Raw genomic sequence first — 21,304 nt, forward strand, 5'->3', positions numbered from 1 at the left:
CGGAGTGTGAGGACGGTTCTACGTGCCCGGCGTCCGGGAGCGCAATGCGCTTAGGCCGTCCGAGGGGTCCGGCCGGGGGAGGAAGTCCACCCGAACGGCCGTACACCCGGACGTGTCCCCGCGCTTACCTTGCGCCTCTATTCTGCGCAGGACGACTACGGGCGGGGGAGCCCCATGCCTCAACCAGATGAACCTTGGCAGCAGGAGATCCGGCTGGCCATGACGATGGTGGGCGGTGCCAGCCTCGCCATCTGGATGGGCGGGGTCGCCACCGAGACGTCGCAGCTGTTGCGGGAGTCGCGGGGTGATGCCGGACCCGGGCTCTACCGGCGGCTGCTCGACCTGCTGCGCGCGTCGGTGTCGATCGACGTTCTCACCGGGACCAGTGCCGGTGGGGTCAACGCCGCCTGTCTGGGCCTGGCCGAGGCCTTCGGCTCGACGCCGCAGGTGTTGCGGGACACCTGGATCGAGATCGGCTCGCTGGAGAACCTCGTGCGCGACCCCGCCGAGGCGCAGCCGCGGTCGATCCTCGACGGGGACCGCGTGCTGCTCGGTGATCTCGAACGCGCGCTGCACCGGATCACCGATCCCGGCGCGCCGCCCGCCGAACCGCCGGACATCACCGTGCTGCTCACCGGCACCATGATCGACGGCGAGACCACCCGGTTCGACGACGCGCTCGGGAACCTCGTGCGGGACACCGAACACCGGATGCTCTTCCGCTTCGATGGTCCACTGTGGACTCAAGGCGTACAGACCCCGTTGGCGCTCGCCGCGCGCTCGACGGCGTCGTTCCCGGGCGCTTTCGAGCTGTCGCGGATGCCGATCGGCCCGGACGGCGCCGACGAGCTGCACCCCGACATGACCGCCTACACCGACCTGACCCGGTCGCACTGGCTCACCGACGGCGGTGTGCTGCTCAACAAGCCGCTGCGGCCGGCGCTGCGGGAGATCTTCGAACGCCCGTCGCACGCCGACGTCCGGCGCCTGCTGCTCTACGTCGTGCCGACCGGGGAACGGGAGGCGACCGAGATCGCCTGCGACGCGGCGAACCCGCCGTTGCTGTCGAACGCGATGAGCAAGGTCGTCTCGACGGTGATGAGCCAGTCGATCAGCGCCGAGCTGGAGGACCTGACCCGGCACAACGACGCCGTCGTCCGGACCCGCGACACCCGCGTCTCGCTGGCCGCGCTGGGGCTGCGCGGCGGGCCGGAGTGCCTGGTGGACAAGGGGATCGCCACTTCGTACCTGGAGCGGCGGACGGCCGAGGACGCGGCCGAGCTCGTCCGCGTCGCCACCCGCCGGTACGCGCTGTCCGATGTGGACACCGAGGACCGGGAGTGGGCCTCGGGGATGTCGCAGCAGCTGCGCGCGGTCGCCGTGGCCGGGCTGAGCAGCGGCATCCCGCCGGAGCCGCCGTCGGCGAGCATGACCGTCGCCGACCTCGTCGCGTACCGCACGAGCGCGCTCGACGACGCCGTCGCGACCGGGCTGCAGCTGATCAACGCGGGGTTCAAGCTCGGCCCCGACCCCACGCAGGCCAAGGAGCTCAACAACGCGCGGGCGGGCCTGCACGCGGCGCGGAAGACGTCCGCCAGGGGCGTGCGGCTGGCGCAGTGGGTCGCCGCGCACGACGAACCCGGCGCGAGCAGCACGCTCGACGGCTGGATCCGCGAGCTCGCCCAGGAGTGGGCCGGGCTCGGCCGCTCGGACGCCGTCGCGCAGGCCTGGCCGATGGTGGTGACGGCGTTGCGGTCCGCGACACCCGCGTTGCGGACCCTGAGCGCGGAGACCCCCGGCACGGTCAAGACGCTGCTCGACTGGCTGGCCCTGCCCGACGGCGGTGACGACGTCGTCCAGGCGCGGCTGCTCGGCCTGCACATCGCGACGCGCGGGCTGCTCGCCCAAGCGCCGTCGGTCGACCAGCGGGTCGAGCTCGTGCAGGTCAGCGCCGATTCGCGGACGCTGCTGGACCTCAAGCGGCGCCGGTCGGGAGACAAGCTGACCGGGTTGCAGGCCGACTACTTCGGCGCGTTCTACAAGTCGTCGTGGCGCGCCAGCGACTGGATGTGGGGCCGCGTCGACGGCGCCGGCTGGCTGGTGCAGTGCCTGCTCGATCCACGGCGGCTGGAGACCCTGCGCGACCTCGTCGGGGCGGAGACCTTCCGCGAGGAGATCAGGACCGCGTTCAAGCCGGCCTGGCGCGCACCTGATCGCGACGACAACGCCGAGCCCGCCGAGATCGGGGAGCTGACCGGCCAGCTCGACGCCGAGCTGGCGTTCCTCGGGCTGGACTCGGCGCTGAACACCGTGGACTTCGCCACCGACCGGCCGGTCAGCATGCCGGTGACGGCGATGGTGCTGGCCCGCACGCGCCAGGCGGAGATCGCCGCGGAGGAGCTGCCGGTCGTGGCGACGCAGGCGGCCGCCGACGTCAAGGTGGGCGGTTGCAGCGGCGCGGCCTCGGCCGGGTTCCGCGCGCGGGCCGCGCAGCCGATCGCCGACGCGGCCGCGGCTCAGCGCGTGTTCCAGGCGTGCCAGGTGTCGGCGGAGAAGCTCGCCGGTGAGCAGGGCACGGCCCAGCTCACGCGGACGCTGGTCAGGCTCGGCGCGGCGACGGTCAACGCGGGGACGGTGGCGTTCCGCCTGCCCGGCGGCTGGCCGAAGACCGTCGCGGGCATCCTCCGGACGGTGGCCCGGAGCACGGCGAAGGTCACGCAGAGCGCGTCCCGGCTGGGCACGCCGGGTTCACTGGCGGCGGGCGTGCTGGCGCTGCTGGCCGGCCTGGTGATCGGCGACAGCGGCGGCGCGATCCTGCAGTGGATCGGCCTCCCGGTGCTGGCGGGCGCCGTCATCTACCTCGCGACGGCGCTGCTGACCATGGGCCGCACCGCGCGCCGGCTGTTCGCGGCCCTGGGCGTGCTGGTCGTGGCGGCGTTGCTGCTGGCGGCGTTCCTGCCCCCGATCGCGCAGCCGTTCTTCGGCTGGCTGGGCAGCGTGGTGGCCGGCTGGCGGCGCGGTGAGGCCGCGGTGTGGTGGCTCGTGGTGTCCGGCCTGCTGATCCTGCCCGCGGTGGTGATGCCGGTGAGCGGGATCTGGCGCCGTCTGCGGCACCGGCGCGGGGCCTGACCGGACGTCTCGGCGGCCGGCGGGCGGCCGAGACCCCAACCGTCCGGCCCGGGGCGCCGCTCGTGCGGAATCGTGCGGAATGCGGCCCGTCGCCTTGCGATCACGGCGCCGAAGGTTCAAGGTGCGGGTAGGTCGCGAGCCATGGGCGCGCGACCCAGCCGCGCGTATGCCCCGGAATGATCCACATCAAACATGTTTGTGGGCCTCCTCACCGGGTACTCCGCGTCGCCGCAGGTCATTGCGGGGGTCGTGAGCTGCGTCGCTGGCACGGCGAAAATTCTCTGTTACGTTTCCTGAGTATGTCCGTAACGCACTTGATCGAATCGCCGACCAAGGCGGACGGCGCGGAGCTCTGGCGAATCGCGCGCGATTCCGCCAAGCTCGATCTCAACTCGCCGTACGCATACATGCTGTGGTGCCGCGATTTCGCCGAGACATCGGTGGTCGCGCGCGAGGGCGGCAAGGCGGTCGGATTCGTGACCGGCTACCGCCGGCCGCGGGAACCCGGTGTCGGGTTCGTCTGGCAGGTCGCGGTCGACGCGTCGCAGCGGGGAAAGGGCCTGGCCGGCACGCTGCTGGATGCGCTGTACACGCGGCTCGTCGCCGACGGGGTGCGTTACCTCGAGACCACCATCACCCCGGACAACGAAGCGTCCATCCGGCTGTTCACATCGTTCGCGAAGCGCTGGAACGCCGCGGTGGAAACCAGTGTGCTGTTCGACGGAGAGGATTTCCCCGAAGCCGGGCACCTCGCCGAAGAGCTTTACCGCATCGGTCCGCTCACCGCACGCAAAGATCCGGGCGAGTAGGAGAAAAGAAACGTCATGAGCATCTTCGAAGAGCTCGAATCCGAGGTCCGCAGCTACAGCCGCGGGTGGCCGGTCGTGTTCGATCGAGCCCAGGGCAGCCACCTCTACGACGAGAGCGGAAAGCCCTATCTGGACTTCTTCGCCGGAGCGGGCGCGCTGAACTACGGGCACAACAACCCGCGGCTCAAGCAGGCGCTGATCGACTACATCCAGCGCGACGGCGTCACCCACGCGCTCGACATGTACACCGTGGCCAAGCGCGACTTCCTGCAGACCTTCCGCGACCGGATCCTCGACCCGCGCGACCTGAACTACAAGGTCGTGTTCCCGGGTCCGGGTGGCGCGAACGCCGTCGAGGCCGCGCTGAAGCTGGCGCGCAAGGTGACCGGCAAGGAGTCGGTCATCAACTTCACCAACGCCTTCCACGGCATGACGCTGGGCGCGCTGTCGGTCACCGGCAACTCGATGAAGCGCGGCGCGGCGGGCATCCCGCTGGTGCACGCCACCCCGATGCCGTACGACAAGTACTTCGACGGCGCGATGCCGGACTTCCTCTACTTCGAGAAGCTCCTCGAGGACTCCGGCAGCGGGCTCAACGAGCCGGCCGCGGTGATCGTCGAAGGCGTGCAGGGCGAAGGCGGCATCAACGCCGCGCGCCTGGAGTGGCTGAAGGGGCTCGACGACCTCTGCAAGCGCCACAACATCCTGCTGATCCTCGACGACGTCCAGATGGGCTGCGGCCGCACCGGCCCGTTCTTCAGCTTCGAGGACGCCGGGATCAAGCCGGACATCGTCTGCCTGTCGAAGTCCATCAGCGGCTACGGCATCCCGATGGCGCTGACGCTGATCAAGCCGGAGCTCGACGTCTGGGAGCCGGGCGAGCACAACGGCACCTTCCGCGGCATCAGCCCCGCGTTCGTCACCGCGACCGAGGCGATCAACGCCTACTGGAGCGACGACGAGCTCGAGAAGTCGACCAAGGCGAAGGGCGAGCGCATCGCCGCCGCGTTCTCGGGCATCGTCGAGGCCTACCCGGAAGCGAACCTGGTCGCCAAGGGCCGCGGGCTCGCGCGCGGTCTCGAGTTCGAATCCGGCGACACGGCCGGCCGCGTCTGCGCCGAAGCGTTCGCGCGCGGGATGCTGATGGAAACCTCCGGTCCCGACGGCGAGGTCATGAAGCTTCTGCCGCCGCTCACCCTGACCGACGACGAGCTGACCCAGGGCCTGTCGACCATCGACGAGTCCATCAAGGCCGTCCTCAAGAAGTAAAGGAGTTCACCCGTGCTCGTCCGCACACTCGACGAGGTCACCGACACCGACGCCGACATCAAGACCCCGAACTGGCGCAGCAAGCGGATCATCCTCGCCAAGGAGGGCGTCGGCTTCTCGGTGCACGAGACCACGCTGTACGCGGGAACGGTCAACGACTTCTGGTACGCCAACCACATCGAGGCGGTGTTCATCACCTCGGGCGAGGGCGAGATCGAGGACCTCGCCACCGGCAAGGTGTACGAGCTCAAGCCGGGGACGCTGTACCTGCTCAACGACCACGACAAGCACCAGGTCCGGCCGCGGACCGAGATCAAGTGCGTGTGCGTGTTCAACCCGCCGGTGACCGGCCGCGAGGTCCACGACGAGAACGGTGTGTACCCGCTGATCACCGAGGACTCGTAAACACCGGAGAGGAAACAGGAGGCGAAGCCCGTGACGCTGACGGACACCCGGGTCGACGACACCTACCCGACCCGGATCACCGGTACGCCGGAGCACCTGCCGCGCGTGCACCCCACGGTGTGGGGCACCGAAGCCGACGGCCCGATCGACGCCGCGACGCTGGCGAACCACGAGACCAAGGGCTACACCGTGGTCGACGACATGCTCTCCGTCGGGGAGGTGCAGACGTACTGGCAGGAGCTGGTGCGGCTGTCCTCCGACCGGGAGCCGGCCGGGGACGAGCGCGTGATCGCCGAGGCGAAGACCGGTGAGGTCCGGTCGATCTTCGACGTCCACGAGATCTCGGACCTGATCGCCGAGCTGGTGCGCGACCCGCGCGTGCTGGACCGGGCCCGGCAACTGCTCGGCTCGGACGTCTACGTGCACCAGAGCCGCGTCAACTACATGCCGGGGTTCAAGGGCACCGGGTTCTACTGGCACTCGGACTTCGAAACCTGGCACGCGGAGGACGGCATGCCGTCGCCGCGCGCGGTCAGCTGCTCCATCGCGCTGACGGACAACTACCCGTTCAACGGCGGCCTGATGATCATGCCGGGGTCGCAGCGGACGTTCGTCCAGTGCGCCGGCGAGACGCCGGACGACAACTACAAGGCGTCGCTCAAGGACCAGCGGGTCGGCGTGCCGAGCGAGGACGACATCACGAAGATGGCGGCCGAGCACGGCATCGACCAGTTCACCGGCCAGTCCGGCTCGGCGCTGTGGTTCGACTCGAACATCATGCACGGCTCCGGCAACAACATCACCCCGTACCCGCGCTCGAACATCTTCCTGGTGTTCAACAGCGTGGAGAACGCGTTGCAGGAGCCGTTCGCGGCGAGTGCCCCGCGGCCCGCGTTCATCGCCGGCCGCGACTCGACACCGATCTCGCGCTAGCCACAGTGTCATTCCGGGGCTCCCCCATCCGGAGCCCCGGAACGCGGATGGCCCGGCGGTGACCGACCCGGTGCGCTTTGTTACCGTGTCGCCACCGCGCGGGCGTGTGGCCCGCGCGACAGACGTCTTCGCGGACGATCGGCGGGTGCTTCGCTCGGGGTGAGCTCACCCGCCCGGTCGCCTGGGAAGACGACGGGTGGACCGCGCCCCCTGGCGGCCCAGCCGGGAGTTCCAGCACGACCCCGTACCAGCGGCTCGGGACCGCCGGCACGGGGTCGTGTCACGTCCGGGGGTGACGCTCCGCCGGTGGATGTCGCACCCCGTCCCACTCGCCGCTGCGGAATCCGCAGGACGGCCAAAACTCCTGGTACCGGCCCCCTTCGACAACCCGTGACCACGGTAGGTTGATTTTCGCGGCGAGGGAGACCCCCGGGGAGGTGGGCGCGAGCATGGCCGAATGCCGGTTCCAGCTGCTCGGGCCCGTCCAGCTCTTCGACGGCGACGTGGCTGTCCCGATCGGCGGCCCCGGCGTCCGCGGGCTGCTCGCCCTGCTCGCGCTCAAGCCCGGCAAGGTCGTCGGGCTCGACGAGATCATCGACGCTCTCTGGGGCCACGACCCGCCCGCCACGGCCCGGACCATCGTCCACGGCAACGTTTCCCACCTGCGGCGGATCCTCCGCGACATCGACGGCCCCAGCATCGTGACCACGCCGCCGGGCTACCGCCTGGCGGTCGAGCCCGACCGGGTCGACGTCCACCGGGCGCGCGGCCTGCTCGACCGCGCGTCGGAGGCCACCCCGGAGGTCGCCGCCGCGCTGCTGGCCGAAGCGCTCGCGCTCTGGCAGGGCCCGGCGCTCGGCGGCGTGCCCGACTCGCTGCGGGCACCCGAACTCGAGGACCTCCGGCTCGCCGTGCACGGTGCTCGCGTCGACGCCGACCTCGACCTCGGCCGGCACGCCGAGCTGATCGTCGAGCTGAGCCCGATCGTCCGCGCCGACCCCCTCGCCGAGCGGACCGCCGGCCAGCTCATGCGGGCGCTGTACCACGCCGGGCGCCGCGGGGACGCGCTCGAGCTGTACCGGACCGTCTCGCGCGCCACCCTCCGCACCCTGGGCGTCGAACCCGGCGCCGAGCTGCGCTGGCTGCACGAGCGCGTGCTCAACGCCGACCTCCCGGAGCTCTCCCGTGAAAGCTCCCACCTGCGGGCCGAGCTTTCCCGGGAAAGCGCCGTCCTCGACGAGCGGGGGCAGCCGATCTCCCAGCTGCCCGCCGCGGTGCCGAGCCTGGCCGGGCGCGCCGACGAGCTGGCCTGGCTCGACGGCCTGGTCACCCGCGCCGAAGCCGGCGAAACGACCATCGCGATCGTCACCGGGACCGCCGGGGTCGGCAAGAGCACCCTCGTGGTGTGGTGGGCGCACCGCGTCGCGGCGCGGTTCCCGGACGGCGTCCTGTTCGCGTCGCTGCGCGGCTTCGACCCGCACCACCCGCCGCTGGAGCCCGCCGAGCTGCTCACGCAGTTCCTGCTCGGCCTCGGCGTCGAGACCGCGAAGATCCCCGAGCTGCTGCACGAACGCGTCGCGCTCTACCGGTCGCTGATCGCCGGACGGCGGATGCTCGTGCTGCTCGACGACGCCCGCACGGCCGAGCAGGTGCGCCCGCTGCTGCCGCCGAGCGCGCGGACGATGACGGTGGTGACCAGCCGGTCGCGCCTCGACGGGCTCGCCGTGTCGAACGCGGCCAAGCAGCGCGTCCTCGGCACGCTCGCGCCCGAGGACGCCGTCCGGCTCATCGAGGAGCTCGCCGGCCCGGCCGGGCACAACCACACGCTCGCCCGGCTCTGCGGCTACCTCCCGCTCGCCCTGCGGATCGCCGGAGCGCGGCTCTCGGCGAGCCCGCAACGGACCGCCGAGGAGCTCGTCGACGAGCTGGGCAACGAGCGGACGCGGCTGGCCGGGCTGCAGGTCGACGGCGCCGACGACAGCGTGCGTGCCGCCTTCGACGTCTCCTTCCGCGGCCTGCCCGGCGAGATCGCCGAGACGTTCCTGCAGCTCGGCGCGGTGCCGGGGGTGATGGTCGGGCCGCACCTGATGGCCGCCGTGGCGCAGGTCCCGGTCGTCGAGGCCCGGCGGCGGCTGCGCGCGCTGGCCGCGCACAACCTGATCGCCGAGACGGCCCGGGACGTCTTCGCCCCGCACGACCTCGTCTGGCTCTACCTGCGCGAGCTCGCGGAACAGGAGCTCGGCGAGAAGGAGCGCGACGAGGCGATCGGCTGGGCGGTCCGCTACTACCAGGCGGCGGCCGACCGGGCGCGGCGCCGGCTGGGTCACGTCGCCGACCCGCTCGACTACACCGGCGTGCTCGCCGAGGAGGCGATGCCGTCGCTGACCGGCTTCGCCGAGGCGCAGGACTGGTTCGCGAGGGAGTGGCCGAACCTCCTCGCGGCGCTCGACGCCGCGTTCTCGGCCGGGCGCCACGACGACGTCTGGCGGCTGGCCCGGATCGGGCACAGCTACCGCGTCGCCTGCCCGCTGCTCGACGAGTGGTCGCGGATGGCCGACCTCGGCGTCGCCGCCGCCGAAGCCGCGGGCGACGTCGCCGGCCAGTGCTGGCTGCGGCTCGCGCGGTGCGAGATCGCGCTGACCTTCGAGCTGCCGGGTGCCGGCCTGGCCGACGCCCGGCGGGCGCTGGAGCTCTCCGCGGGCTCCTCGGACGCGCGGCTGGTCACGTCGGTCGACCTGCACCTGGGCCGCGCGCTGAGCCGGCGCGGCGAGCACCAGAAGGCCATCGACCGGCTGGCTCGCGCGATCGCGGAGGCGCCGGACGTCACCCTGCGCGGCCAGGCGCTCAGCAGCTGCGCGCAGGCGGAGAAGCGGGCGGGCCGGCTGCCGGACGCGATCGCCCACCAGCTCGCCGGGCTGGCCATCGACCGCTCGCTCGGCGACGACGACCGGGTGGTCGTCTCCCTGGACAAGCTGGCCGAGCTCAGCCTCCGGGCGGGTGACCTCGAGGCGGCGGAGCGCCACGTCTGGGAAGCGATCGACCTGGCGATCAGCCGCGAGTTCGCGGCCCGCGAAGGAGCGCTGCGGCTGACGCTGGGCCGGGTGCTGCGGGCGAAGGGCGATCTCGACGGCGCGCGGGAACAGCTGGCGTTGTCGGTGCGCATTTACGAACGCGTGCACCCGAAGCTCGTCGGAGAGGTCCGGGCGGAACTCGCCGAACTGCAGTGACGATTTCGCGTGACAACTTTCCGGCGGTGATCCACAGTCGTGGGGAGAATGCCGGTTGCGAATGGATCACGACCCGGCTCCGGCGGTCGATCCTTAGTGGATTCTTAGTGCCCCCGGCCGGCGTCCGCGTAGGTTCGGGAGTGCCGGCTGAGCCCTAGGGGAGGGGCAGGCTGAGACGCCGGCGCCGGGCCCCGTGCGGGAAAACCCCGCCGGGGCCGGGAGCCGCCAGGAGCGGCTCGTGGCGGCCCGGCCGGCCGACGTGGGGGTAGGCCGGCCGGTCGCCAGGCTCGGCGAAAACCGCAGCTCAGCTCACGTTCGCCGTGCAGAGCGCGATCGTCGTCCCGCTGTTTTCCGCGACCTTCTTGCCGTCGACCAGAATGGCGCAGGCGATTTCGTTGTTGAGCTGCGAATTGCGGGTGTCCGCGGTCAGCGTCAGCAGGTACGAACCATTGTTGTAGGAGGCCTGGCCTTCCCACGCGTCGGTGCTCGCGGGCGCGTTTTCCGTGCGCTGGTCCGAGAGGCTGCCGTACCGCACGGTCGCGCCGCCGGCGGAGGTCACCTGGAACGTCACGGTGTGCTTGTCCCCGGCCACCGAAGGCAGGTGGAGCCCGGCGTCGCCGCCGCCCAGGAAGGTCGAGTACAGCAGCATCCCGCCCGTCGTGAGCAGCGCGGCGACCGAGACCACGGTGGCGGTGATCGCCAGCCCGCGATCGCCCGTCGTGCCCTTCTTGACCTGGACCAGCCCGACCACGGCCAGCACCAGCCCGATCCCGCCCAGCGGCCACGCGACGAACCCGATGTCCGGGACGAACGTGACGACCAGGGCGGCCACGCCGAGCACCAGGCCGGCGATCGCGAGGAGGTTCCGTCCGGGCTTCGCGTTGGCTTGACGACGCTCCGTGGCCGTCACCGGTGGCGCGGGCCGTCCATGGCGCGCGGCGGTCGGCGGCGGGTACTGCGGGTCGGTCATCATGCGAACCCCTTCGGGTGGGAGTGCGACGACGTTAACCCATAAGAGTGCCCACGAACGAAAATGTTACATTCTGGAAAAAGTCATTGTCCCACCGTTTCGCGCCAGGTATCGGTATTTCCTGACAACGCGCGCAGGGTGTGGCCCGGTGATCAATGAGAAGAATATCGGAGTTCCCACTGTTTCCGTGGCCGTGCGGCCTACGACGACGGTCGGTTCCGGTGTTCAAGACGAAAGTCGCGTACCGGACTTCTCAGTCGAAAAGGCTCACTTCGGGGGTGATTTCGAGGAGCTCGAAAACGGGACGGCCGCGGCGGCCGTCGATCGTCGTCGTCCGCACGACGCGCAGCCGGGCGGTCACCGGGCGGTCGAGGTTTTCCTTGATCTCGTCGAGCAGGTCCGGCGCCACCGCGCCCTGGATCGTGCCGCCCGACTCGCGGTCGAGGTAGAAGATGCGCCGCCGGGTGCGGACGCCGTCGAGCCGCCCGCGCACCGTCTCGTAGCCGACCTCCTCGCGGGACTCGCGGAGGCTGCCCTGCAGGATCCGCGCCTGCTCGGTGGTCATACTGCGGGTGACCTGCTCGCCGGCGGTCGGGGTCAGCGCCATCCCGATGCCGGCGTTCTTCGCGACGGCGTTGACGATGTCGCTCACCGCGTTGCGGACGGTGTCGCGCTGGAGCAGCACGGCGTCGAGCGCGCCGTCGTCCGAGCCGTTCGCCGGCAGGAAGTCGCACAGCTCCTTGACCGCGCGCTCGGACAGCGTCTCGATGCCGTCGACGATCAGCGCGTCGTCGGAGACGTCGAGCTCCGGGAAGCCGAAGAAGATCGCGTTGCCCGCCTGGCCGCGCTGGATCAGCGGCGCCTTGTCCCGGTCGGTCTGCTGGACCTGGGTGACCTCGCCGGACGGGTTCCGGATGATGTGCCCGATCTTCGCCGTCGCGTCCTGCAGGGCGCGGCTGATGTCGGAGAAGGTGTAGGCGTCGATGGTCTGCTCGCCGATCACCGACACGTGCAGCAGCGGTGAGCGGGACGTCCGCTCGAACTTGGCGTTGGCCGCCATCGCCGAGGCGCGGGCCAGGTCGTCGAGCCACGTGCCGCCGGGGATCTCGTCGGCGATGCGCCGGAACTCGTTCCTCACCAGATCATCTCCGGGTAGCCCCTGCCGCCTCGGGCCCAGACCTCGGCCCACACGTCTTCGTCGCCGGGGCGGCACAGGAAGCCGTCCAGCATGCCGCCGACCGGCTGAACCTGATCGAGGTACATCGCGGGCTGCCCGACGATCACGCCGCGCAGCGTGAGCAGGCCGTACAGCGCCGACCGGCCGGCGTCGTCGAGCCGCTTGAGCGCGCCCCACTCGTCCGGGATGAGGACGACGTCGAGGCTCTGCGGCGGGTGCGCGGTGCGCGTGACGAGCTCGCCGCCGATCCACGCGCGGCCGGACGGCATGATCCGGCGGGCCACGCCGAGGTAGCTGTTGAGCGCGCTGAAGAGGATCTCGCGCTCGTTCTGGTGCGGGGCGTCGAAGACCAGGCGTTCGTAGACGTCGGCGAGGTCGCAGGCGTGGCGGCCCGGCGGAAGGACCTGCTGGGGCGTCCAATGGGGGAGCGCCACGCCACCCCCTCCTCAGGCTCGCTCACAGTGCGTAGCCGAACTTACCAGGATGGGTGTCAGCCACCGCGCCCAGGCTGGTGCGGCCACTGCGGGGTGACCTCGTCGGCTTCCGGCCAGGCGGGTTCCTCTTCGGTCGGCCAGTCCTCGGCCTGTGCGCCGCGCTGCGGAGGCAGCGGCAGCCGGCCTTCGCGGTGGCCCGCGGGCTCCGGTTCTTCGTCGTCCTGGACGGGTTCGTGGCGGTCGCTCCCGGGCTGCATCCAGGCCGCGGGGATGAACTGCGTCTGCTCGGCGGCCGACGGCTCGGGCTCGTCGTAGACGTCCACGAACTCGGGCTCGGGCTCGGGCTCCGGTTCGGGCCGGGGCTTGGGGCGCTGGGTGCGCAGGACCAGCCACGAGGTGAGCGCGCCGAGGGCGAAGGCGATGATCAGCCACAGCCAGATCTGCCCGAACAGCCACACCATCTGCTCACTCACCCCTCAAACGACTGTGATCTCGACGCGCCGGTCCTCTTCGCCGCCGGTGGCGGGCCGGGTGTCGCCCAGCCCCCGGTAGGTCACGCGCTTGGCCGTCAGGCCGTTGGTGGTGAGGATCCGCGTGACGGCCCTGGCGCGGTCCCGGGAAAGCTTCAGCGCGCCGCCGGCGCTGCCGGACCCGCGGGCGGCGTGCCCGGTGACGCGGTACCGGAAGGTGGCCGGCGACTTGGCGAGGGCGATCGCGACGGTGCGGGCGGCCTGTTCGCCTTCGGGGGTGAGCCGGGCGGTGTCCGGCACGAAGGTGATCGGCGCCTCGGCGAGCATCCGGTCGATCTCGGCTTGCACACCGGCCTTGTCGGTGGGCGGCGGCGGAGCGGTGGCACTGGTGGTCGGCGGCGGGCTGCTGGTGCTGGGCGGGGTGGTCGGGGGCGGCGGCGTGCTGGGGGCGATGGGGGTGACGTCGCCCTGCAGCTGGGCGGCCCGGACGCCATCGACGTTCTGGACGACTTCGAGGGCCCGCAGCGCCTGGTCGGGCGCGAAGCCGGTGAGGGTGGCGTCCCGGCCGTCGAAAGTGACGGTGCCGGGGGACAGCCCGGCCTGGGCCAGCGCGGCTTGGGCGTCGGCGGTGAGGTCACGCTGGATGTTCCCGCCCTGGGCCCAGGTGACGACCCCCGCCAGCAACGCGGTGACCAGCACCGCGATCGGGACCACGAGGATCCAGCGACGACCACCGGACATAAGGGGACTGTAAGCCGGGTGGGGCGGGTTGGCGAGCGGGGGAAGAGTGGTCGTCCACAAGTTGTCCCCAGGCAAGTCGACATGTGGACAACTCGAGGGGGAGTGATCGGTTGAGCACTTTGCGTCGGAGGGGGGCGATATGCTGGAGCAGGGCACGCCCCCCTGGGAGTGGCGGGGGCTGGTCTGGGGGGCTGGGGGTCTTGGGCGGGAGCCGCAAAGGCGCCGCCGGGGGCTGGGTCTGGCCGCCGGATGGCAGAAACCCGTGACCGCCACCCTCAGGTCTCCCTCAAGGTGGCCGTCACGACCCTCGGCAGCTCCCGGCCGACCTCAGCTGGCCTGCTGCCGAGCCTGGGCGTTGTCCGGCACCTCGAGCACGTCCAAAGGCACGTAAGGCGCCAGCTGCGGCCGCTTCGGCGACAACCCGTCGCCCATCGACTCGCCCCGCAGCTGCCGCCGGATCCACGGCAGCAGGTAGGCCTTCGTCCACGTCAGATCCGATCGCCGCGAGTCGATCCAGCGGTTCGGGACCTCCTCCGCGGGCCACGGCTCGCGCCAGTCGCCCTCGATCGGCACTCCCAGGACCTCCGCTGCCTTCAGGGCGATCCGGCGGTGGGCCTCCGGGGAGAAGTGCAGGCGGTCGTCGCTCCACGCGCGGCGGTCGTGGAGGGGCGCCATCGTCCACAAATCGACCATGCGGGCGCCGTGGCGCTCCGCGATCGCCCACAGGTGGGCGTTGTAGATCCCCACCTTGCCGCGCAGAACCGACATCACGGACAGCACCTTCGTGTCCGGGCCGTTGAAGATGAGCACTGGGATGCCCGCCGCCCGCAGCTTGGCCACGCCCTCTTCGAGGCGCGCCGCCACCGCGTCGACGTCCGCTCCCGGGACGATGATGTCGTTGCCGCCCGCGCACAGGGTGACCAGGTCGGGCTTCAGTTCCAGGGCGATCGGGAGCTGCTCGTCCATGATCTCGTCGAGCATCTTGCCCCGCAGGGACAGGTTCGCGTACTGGAAGCCGGTGCGCCCGGCCGCCAGGATCTCCGCGAGCCGGTCGGCCCAGCCGCGGTACGAACCGTCCGGCAGCTCGTCGTTGAGCCCTTCGGTGAAGCTGTCCCCGATCGCCACATAGCTGTCGAATCCGTACACGGTGGGTCCCCTTCCCGTCCTGCGACCGACTCCCCGACATGTAGTTGTACACGACAACTAACCGTCCGAGCCCCTCCGGTGTTCAGCCTGTGGTAACAGTGTCTTATCTTGTCGGCCTTCCCCGCCTCTCTATTACGTAGTCTTCACCTTCCGCATGCCGTGAGACAGCACACTCGAAGGCAATCACCAGACTCTTGTGGCGAAAATCTCCCTGCTTGCAGCCTGCCTGGCACGATCCGGCACGCTGGACAGGTGTCCGCAGAACCCCGTGAGTCGCTCGCGCAGATCCTCGGCGGCCGCCGAGGTGCGCTCGACGCCAGTATCCCGCCCGCCGGTTTCGTCGTCGGCTGGCTCGCGGCGGGGCAGTCCATCGCCTGGGGTGCCGGCGCCGCCATCGCGGTCGCCGTCGCGCTCGGGGTCTACCGGATGGTCCGCGGCGGGAAGGTCCGCGCGGTGGTCGTCAGCCTGGCCGCCGTCGTCGCGGCCGCGCTGATCGCCTTGCACACCGGCCGCGCCCAGGACTTCTTCCTGCTGCAGCTGATGTCCAATGTGGCCAGCGCGCTGCTCTGGGCCGCGAGCATCGTGGTCCGGTGGCCGCTGCTCGGCGTCGTCGTCGGCCTGGTGCTCGGCCAGAAGACGCGCTGGCGCCGCGACCCCGTGCTGCTGAAGGCGTACTCGCGCGCCAGCTGGGTCTGGGTGTTCGGCCAGTACGTGCTGCGCGTCGTCGTCTACGGCCTGCTGTGGTGGTCCGGCCAGGTGATCGCGCTCGGCGTGGCCCGCACGGTGCTGTCGTGGCCACTGGTCGCGCTGACCGTCGCGGTGAGCGGCTGGGTGCTCTACCGGGCATTGCCGCCGGAGCACCCCGGCTTGCGATTGGCCCCCGAAACCCGGTCGGACGACGTACCCGGGACATAAGGCGGCCCCCGGCGAGGGGGGAGGGTCCGGGGGCCACTGACTACGTTACCCGGACTACCGGGCTCCAGTCGACGTTTTGGCGTCTTCCCGTCGCGTTTTACTCAATTTTTTAGGGAAATACTGGTCTAACCACCCCTTCGCCGAAGGCGTCCACGGCCGCGAGCCAGGCCGCCCCGAGCACCCCATCCGAGCTGGTCAGCACCTCCAGGCCGGACAAACCACGGCGTACGAGGGCACCGACCGGGCTGTTTCCGGTCAGGACCGAACCCACGAGCACCACCGGGGTCGATTCGCCCGGTTCGCGCGCGGCGAGGGCGTTCGCGACCAGAAGTTCGGCCGCGCGGGCCACTATTCCGCCCGCCGCGGGCTCCCCGGCGTCGTGCGCCGCGCTCACCAAGGGGGCGAAGCGGGCGAGCCGGACCGGTGCCTCGGCATTGGCGGTCGTGATCAACGCGCGTGCGGCGGCGAGGCGCTCCGCGTCCGTCCGGACGTCCAAACCGGACGGTCCGAGCGCCGCGGCGAGCACCGCCGAGGGCAGCCCGTCCAGGGAGAGGCCGCGGCCGAGAGCCTCCAAAGTGGATCGGACGGCTTCGCGGCCGAGCCAGAACGCGGACCCTTCGTCGCCGAGCAGCCAGCCGTAGCCGCCCGCGGTGCCGGTCAGCCGGCGCTTGCGGATCCGGCCCGCGATGGAACCGGTGCCGGCGACGAGCACCGTCCCGTCCGGCGCCGACGTCGCGGACGCGTAAGCCACTTCGGCGTCGGCGACCACCCGGACGTTCGTGAGTCCGATTCGCGTCCAGGCCGCGTCGAACACCGCCGCCACGCGCACGTCGCTGAGCTTGCTGACCCCGGCCATGCCGACGACGGACGCCCGCACCTCGCCCGGGTCGCGCGTGCCCAGCGCCGCGGTGATCGCGTCGGCGATCCGGCCCGCCGCGACCTCGGGTGCGTGCGCGTTGGGGTTGGCGCCTTCGCCGCGGCCGGTGCCCAGCACGGCGCCGGCGGCGTCGACCAGTGCGGCCCTGGTCGACGTTCCGCCGGCGTCGACGCCGATCGCGTAGGTCACCTCGTCTTGGTCACCTTCAGCAGGCCGCGCGGGCTGTCCGGGTCGCCGCCGCGGGCGAGCGACAGGCCGAGCGCGATCCGCTGGATGGGCAGGATCTCCAGGATCGGCGCGAGCTCTTCGACGGTCGGGGCGACGTCGATGCGCAGCGCCGCCGGCACCTCCGAGGCGGCCGAACCGACGGCGAGCACGTCCGCGCCGCGCTTGCCGACGGCCTCGAGAACCTCGTGCATCGCCTGCCCGCCCTGCCCCTTGCTGGTCACCGCGAGCACGGCGGTCTCGCCGTCGACCGCCGCGACCGGGCCGTGCAGCAGGTCCGCGCCGCTGTACGCGCGGGCGGCCAGGTAGCTCGTCTCGGCCAGCTTGAGCGAACCCTCCAGCGCCGACGCGTAGGAGTAGCCGCGGCCGGTGGTGAGGACGCGGTCCACGAAGCGGTATCGGTCGACCGCCCGCTGGACGCCTTCGGCGGCGCCGTCCAGGGTCTGCTGCGCCAGCTCGCCGATCTTCTCGGCGTCGGCCGCCTTGCCGCCGCGCACCGCGTCGATCAGGAGGTAGAGCGCCATCAGCGTCGCCGAGTACGTCTTGGTCGCGGCGACGGCCTTCTCGACGCCGGCGCCGATGTCGACGCCGAGCTCGGACGCCGCCCGCAGCGGCGAGTCCGGGGTGTTGGTGACGGACACCGTCAGCGCGCCCTGGCGGCGCGCTGTTTCGGTGACCTCGATCAGGTCGGGCGAGCCGCCGCTCTGGCTGACCGTGACGAACAGCACGTCCCGCAGATCGGGCCGCGCGCCGTACAGCGTCGCCGTGGACGGGGAGACAAGACCAGCCGGAAGGCCGAGCAGTACCTCGATCAGGTACTTCGCATACAACGCTGCGTGGTCACTCGATCCACGCGCGGCGAGCAAAGCGAAGCGCGGAGGCCGTTGTGAGATCTTTTCCGCCACCTCGGCGATTTCCGCCTGACGCCCCACCAGTCCGGCCAGGACGTCCGGTTGCTGGGCGATCTCCGCGGCCATGTGCTCGCCGGGCCGTTGTTCGGTCATCATTTTCCTCTCCACCTCCGGCATTATGTACCGGACTCAGGCGGCGTCGGTCAGGTCTAGACCAATGTTAGTGGGGCGGCGGGTTTGGGGAAAAGGGTACGTTTCTTACGGGGACGTGGCGCGCAATGAGGGAAGACATAGGGAGTCGGGCATGTTGGAGACCACCACCACGGGCGAGGCGGGCGCCGTCGCCGCGATGCGCGGGCAGCGCGAGCCCAAGTACTGGGCGCTGAAACAGCACCTCCTCGACCTCCTGGACGTGCTGCCGCCCGGGTCGCCGATCCCGACCGAACGCGCGCTCGCCGGGGAGTTCACGGTCTCCCGCACCACCGTGCGCCAGGCGCTGGCCGACCTCACGGCCGAGGGCCGTCTGCACCGTGTGCAGGGGAAAGGCACGTTCGCGGCCGAGCCGAAGCTCGCGCAGCGGCTGCAGTTGTCGTCCTACACCGAGGACATGCGGCGCCAAGGCCTGAAGCCGTCTTCGAAGCTGCTGGAGCTCGAGGAGCTCCCGGCCGAGGGCGACCTCGCGAAACTGCTCGGAATCCGTACTGGTGCGAAAATTCTTCGCCTTCGACGGCTTCGACTGGCGGACTCGCAGCCGATGGCGCTGGAGACTTCGCACCTCCCGGCCGGCCGATTCCGCGGACTCCGCAAGCACGTCTCGGCGGGCGGTTCGTTGTACGCCGTTCTGCGCGAGTACTACGGAGTGGAACTGGAACGCGCCGAAGAGTCGATCGAGACGTCGCTCGCCGGTCCGGAAGAGGCGGAGATGCTCGGCGCCGACGTCGGCATGCCGGTGCTCCGGCTGACCCGGCACTCGTTCGCCACCGACGGCAAGCCGGTCGAGTACGCCCGCTCCGTCTACCGCGGCGACCGGTACAAGTTCGTCACCACGCTGATGCCGTGACCCGGTGTTGACGGCGATCACCGCGCAAGGTGGAGTTGCGGGGTGACTGCCACCGAAGACACCGGGATCCGCTGGGGGACGCACGCCGCCCGCGGCGTGCTCGCCACCACCATCCTCGGTTCGGGCATGGCGATGCTCGACGGCACCATCGTCAACGTCGCCCTGCCCCGCATCGGCACCGAGCTGAACGCCTCCGTCGCCGGGCTCCAATGGATCCTCGACGGCTACCTGCTGGCGCTCGCCGCGCTCATCCTGGTCGCCGGCTCGCTCGGCGACCGCTACGGCCGCCGCCGGATGTACCTCATCGGCGTCGTCTGGTTCGGCGTCGCGTCCGGGCTGTGCGCCGCCGCGACGTCCACCGAGATGCTGGTCGCGATGCGGATCCTGCAGGGCATCGGCGGCGCGCTGCTGACGCCCGGGTCGCTCGCGATCCTCCAGTCGTCCTTCGCGCACGACGCGCGCGCCCGCGCGATCGGCGCGTGGTCCGGCCTCGGCGGCATCGCGGCGGCCGCCGGACCGCTGCTCGGCGGCTTCCTCGTCCAGGTCTGGTCGTGGCGGCTCGCGTTCCTGATCAACGTCCCGATCGCGGTCGCCGTCGTGCTGATGGCCCGGAAGTTCGTCCCCGAGTCCCGCGACCCGCAGGCGACCGGGCACCCCGACTTCGGCGCCGCGGCGCTCGGCGCGATCGGCCTCGCCGGGATCACCGGTGCGCTGGTGGAGGCGCCGGCTCGCGGCATCGCGGACCCGATCGTGCTGGTCGCGGGCCTGCTGGGGATCGCGGGACTGACCGCGTTCGTCGTCGTCCAGCACCGCTCGCGCGAGCCGCTGGTGCCGCCGTCGCTGTTCCGCGACCGGACGTTCACCCTGGCCAACGCGCTGACCTTCGCCATGTACGCGGCGCTCGGCGGCGTGATGATGCTGCTGGTCATGCAGCTGCAGGTGTCGCTGCACTACTCGCCGACGGCGTCCGGCCTGGCCGGGCTGCCGCTCACGGTGATCATGCTGCTGCTGTCGGGGCGTTCGGGTGCGCTGGCCCAGCGCATCGGGCCGCGCACCCAGCTGGTGGTGGGCCCGATCATCGTCGGCATCGGGATGCTGCTGATGCTGCGCATCGCGCCCGGCGCGTCCTACCTCGGGACGGTGCTGCCCGCGGTCGTCGTGTTCGGGCTGGGCCTGGCGACGGTGGTGGCCCCGGTGACCGCGACGGTGCTCGCCGCGGCCCCGGACCGCTACGCCGGCGTCGCGTCGGGGGTCAACAACGCGATCGCGCGCTCCGGTGGTCTCTTGGCCGTCGCGGTGCTGCCGGCCGCGGCCGGGCTGACCGGCGAGGCGTACGCCGACCCGGTGGCGCTCACCGCGGGTTGGCGGATGGCGCTGGTCATCTGCGCGGCGCTGGCGATCGTGGGCGGGCTGATCGCGCTGGGCATCCACAACGGCGTCCTCGAGCCGCCGTCCGAGCCGCCGGCTTCTCCCGCGGCCGACGACGAGAGCCCCCACCTGGGCGAGTGCTACCACTGCGGCGTCGAGGGGCCGCCGACCCACATCCGCGGCGGCTCCCCGGTGGCCGGTTCCTAGCCGGGCTGACCCGCGAGGATCTCGGCGAACAGCGCCGGGTCGGCGTTGCCGCCCGAGATGAGGGCGACCGTGCGCCCGGCCGGCAGCTCGTCGGCGTGGAACATGTACGCCGCCGTCGTCACCGCGCCGCTGGGCTCGGCGACCAGCCGGGCCTTCCGGGCGAGCGTGCGCACGGCTTCGCGGATCTCGTCCTCGGTGACCGTGACCATGGCGTCGACGACCTCCCGCAGGTGCGCGAACGTCAGTTCGGACGGCTGCGCGCGCAGGCCGTCGGCGATCGTCCGGGCGCGGTCGGCCTGGGGCCAGTCGACCCGGTGGCCCAGGCGCAGCCCCTCGGCCGTGTCCCCGGCCAGCGCCGGCTCGACGCCGATGACGCGAGCCCGCGGGCAGCGCGCCTTGATCGCGACGCCGACACCGGACGCCAGCCCGCCGCCGCTCACCGGCACCAGCACGACCTCGACGTCGGGGAGGTCCTCGGCGATCTCGAGGCCCGCCGTGCCCTGCCCGGCGATGATGGCCGCGTCGTCGTAGGGCGGGACGAGGGTCAGCCCGCGTTCGGCGGCCAGTTCGTGCGCTTTCCCCTCGTGCTCGCCGATCGGCACCTCGATCACCTCAGCGCCGTACGCGCGGGTGGCCTCGACCTTGATCCGCGGCGCGACGTCCGGCACGACGATCACCGCGGGTACGCCGTACTGCTGCGCGGCGTAGGCGACGGCCTGCGCGTGGTTACCGCTCGAGTACGCGATGACGCCGCGGGAGCGGCTTTCCTCGTCGAGGGAACCGATCGCGTTGAACGCGCCGCGCACCTTGAACGCGCCGACCGGTTGCAGGCTTTCGGGTTTGAGCCACAGGGTTCCGCGGGGATCCCACGTCTGGAGCAACAGGGGCGTGTGCACGGCGACACCTCGGACGCGCTTCGCCGCGGCCTCGATGTCGGAGATCGTCACCAGTTCCATGTGCCGAGTATGTCAAGAAAGTGTTCGGCGTGGAATGTCCACTGTGGACGGACGGAGTGGCGCTCCTCACGCTCCGGCAACGCGGGGAGTTCCTCGCGCGCCTTAGACGTTGGACAGGGGAGAAGACTTACTACC

General features: G+C 71.5%; 18 protein-coding genes. 9 read left to right on the forward strand and 9 right to left on the reverse strand.

The features are described from left to right. Positions 1-174 precede the first annotated feature (174 nt). From AA23TX_RS00195 to AA23TX_RS00220, 6 genes are all read left to right on the forward strand, one after another. On the forward strand, positions 175-3,129 hold the full coding sequence (locus AA23TX_RS00195; RefSeq protein WP_155540584.1) for a patatin-like protein: 2,955 nt from the start codon (positions 175-177) through the stop codon (positions 3,127-3,129). Positions 3,130-3,428: 299 nt separating this feature from the next. Then, entirely contained in the window at positions 3,429-3,938 is a 510-nt protein-coding gene (gene ectA, locus AA23TX_RS00200) for a diaminobutyrate acetyltransferase (protein ID WP_196425126.1), read from the forward strand. A 15-nt stretch (positions 3,939-3,953) separates the two neighbouring features. Further along, a complete protein-coding gene (ectB, locus tag AA23TX_RS00205) occupies positions 3,954-5,207 on the forward strand; it encodes a diaminobutyrate--2-oxoglutarate transaminase (RefSeq protein ID WP_155540586.1) in 1,254 nt (417 codons plus the stop codon). A gap of 12 nt (positions 5,208-5,219) precedes the next feature. Next, complete coding sequence (locus tag AA23TX_RS00210; RefSeq protein ID WP_155540587.1) at positions 5,220-5,612, forward strand: ectoine synthase; 393 nt, start codon at positions 5,220-5,222, stop codon at positions 5,610-5,612. Positions 5,613-5,642: 30 nt separating this feature from the next. Then, on the forward strand, positions 5,643-6,545 hold the full coding sequence (gene thpD / locus AA23TX_RS00215) for an ectoine hydroxylase (protein WP_155540588.1): 903 nt from the start codon (positions 5,643-5,645) through the stop codon (positions 6,543-6,545). 449 nt (positions 6,546-6,994) lie between these two features. Beyond that, entirely contained in the window at positions 6,995-9,772 is a 2,778-nt protein-coding gene (locus AA23TX_RS00220) for an AfsR/SARP family transcriptional regulator (protein ID WP_155540589.1), read from the forward strand. 304 nt (positions 9,773-10,076) lie between these two features. On the opposite strand, the gene AA23TX_RS00225 is transcribed toward AA23TX_RS00220, so the two are convergent. From AA23TX_RS00225 to AA23TX_RS00250, 6 genes are all read right to left on the reverse strand, one after another. Continuing rightward, positions 10,077-10,745, reverse strand: a complete 669-nt coding sequence (locus tag AA23TX_RS00225; RefSeq protein ID WP_155540590.1) for a DUF4190 domain-containing protein — start codon at positions 10,743-10,745, stop codon at positions 10,077-10,079. Between the two features lie 250 nt (positions 10,746-10,995). Next, positions 10,996-11,880, reverse strand: coding sequence for a hypothetical protein (locus AA23TX_RS00230; RefSeq protein WP_155540591.1), 885 nt, complete (start codon positions 11,878-11,880; stop codon positions 10,996-10,998). After that, entirely contained in the window at positions 11,877-12,353 is a 477-nt protein-coding gene (locus AA23TX_RS00235) for a DUF6932 family protein (RefSeq protein ID WP_155540592.1), read from the reverse strand. Before AA23TX_RS00235 ends, AA23TX_RS00230 begins: the two co-directional genes overlap by 4 nt. Before the next feature lie 56 nt (positions 12,354-12,409). Then, entirely contained in the window at positions 12,410-12,826 is a 417-nt protein-coding gene (locus tag AA23TX_RS00240; RefSeq protein WP_338422479.1) for a hypothetical protein, read from the reverse strand. Between the two features lie 3 nt (positions 12,827-12,829). After that, a complete protein-coding gene (locus AA23TX_RS00245) occupies positions 12,830-13,564 on the reverse strand; it encodes an OmpA family protein (RefSeq protein ID WP_230862284.1) in 735 nt (244 codons plus the stop codon). Between the two features lie 327 nt (positions 13,565-13,891). Further along, positions 13,892-14,710, reverse strand: coding sequence for an SGNH/GDSL hydrolase family protein (locus AA23TX_RS00250; RefSeq protein WP_155540593.1), 819 nt, complete (start codon positions 14,708-14,710; stop codon positions 13,892-13,894). A gap of 252 nt (positions 14,711-14,962) precedes the next feature. On the opposite strand from AA23TX_RS00250, the gene AA23TX_RS00255 reads away from it, so the two are divergent. Continuing rightward, positions 14,963-15,625: a DUF3159 domain-containing protein gene (locus tag AA23TX_RS00255; RefSeq protein WP_155540594.1), complete on the forward strand. Its 663-nt coding sequence runs from the start codon at positions 14,963-14,965 to the stop codon at positions 15,623-15,625. A 109-nt stretch (positions 15,626-15,734) separates the two neighbouring features. On the opposite strand, the gene AA23TX_RS00260 is transcribed toward AA23TX_RS00255, so the two are convergent. Both AA23TX_RS00260 and AA23TX_RS00265 read right to left on the reverse strand, forming a co-directional pair. Next, on the reverse strand, positions 15,735-16,691 hold the full coding sequence (locus AA23TX_RS00260) for an N-acetylglucosamine kinase (protein ID WP_155540595.1): 957 nt from the start codon (positions 16,689-16,691) through the stop codon (positions 15,735-15,737). Then, positions 16,688-17,734, reverse strand: coding sequence for an SIS domain-containing protein (locus AA23TX_RS00265; protein WP_155540596.1), 1,047 nt, complete (start codon positions 17,732-17,734; stop codon positions 16,688-16,690). Before AA23TX_RS00265 ends, AA23TX_RS00260 begins: the two co-directional genes overlap by 4 nt. 148 nt (positions 17,735-17,882) lie before the next feature. On the opposite strand from AA23TX_RS00265, the gene AA23TX_RS00270 reads away from it, so the two are divergent. Further along, a complete protein-coding gene (locus AA23TX_RS00270; RefSeq protein WP_155540597.1) occupies positions 17,883-18,638 on the forward strand; it encodes a GntR family transcriptional regulator in 756 nt (251 codons plus the stop codon). 42 nt (positions 18,639-18,680) lie between these two features. Next, complete coding sequence (locus AA23TX_RS00275; RefSeq protein WP_155540598.1) at positions 18,681-20,213, forward strand: MFS transporter; 1,533 nt, start codon at positions 18,681-18,683, stop codon at positions 20,211-20,213. Here the strand turns inward: AA23TX_RS00275 and AA23TX_RS00280 are convergent. Continuing rightward, positions 20,210-21,169, reverse strand: coding sequence for a threonine ammonia-lyase (locus tag AA23TX_RS00280; RefSeq protein ID WP_155540599.1), 960 nt, complete (start codon positions 21,167-21,169; stop codon positions 20,210-20,212). The genes AA23TX_RS00275 and AA23TX_RS00280 overlap by 4 nt on opposite strands. Between the last annotated feature and the right edge of the window lie 135 nt (positions 21,170-21,304).

The sequence above is a fragment of the Amycolatopsis camponoti genome (assembly GCF_902497555.1).
In the GTDB taxonomy this organism is placed as follows: domain Bacteria; phylum Actinomycetota; class Actinomycetes; order Mycobacteriales; family Pseudonocardiaceae; genus Amycolatopsis; species Amycolatopsis camponoti.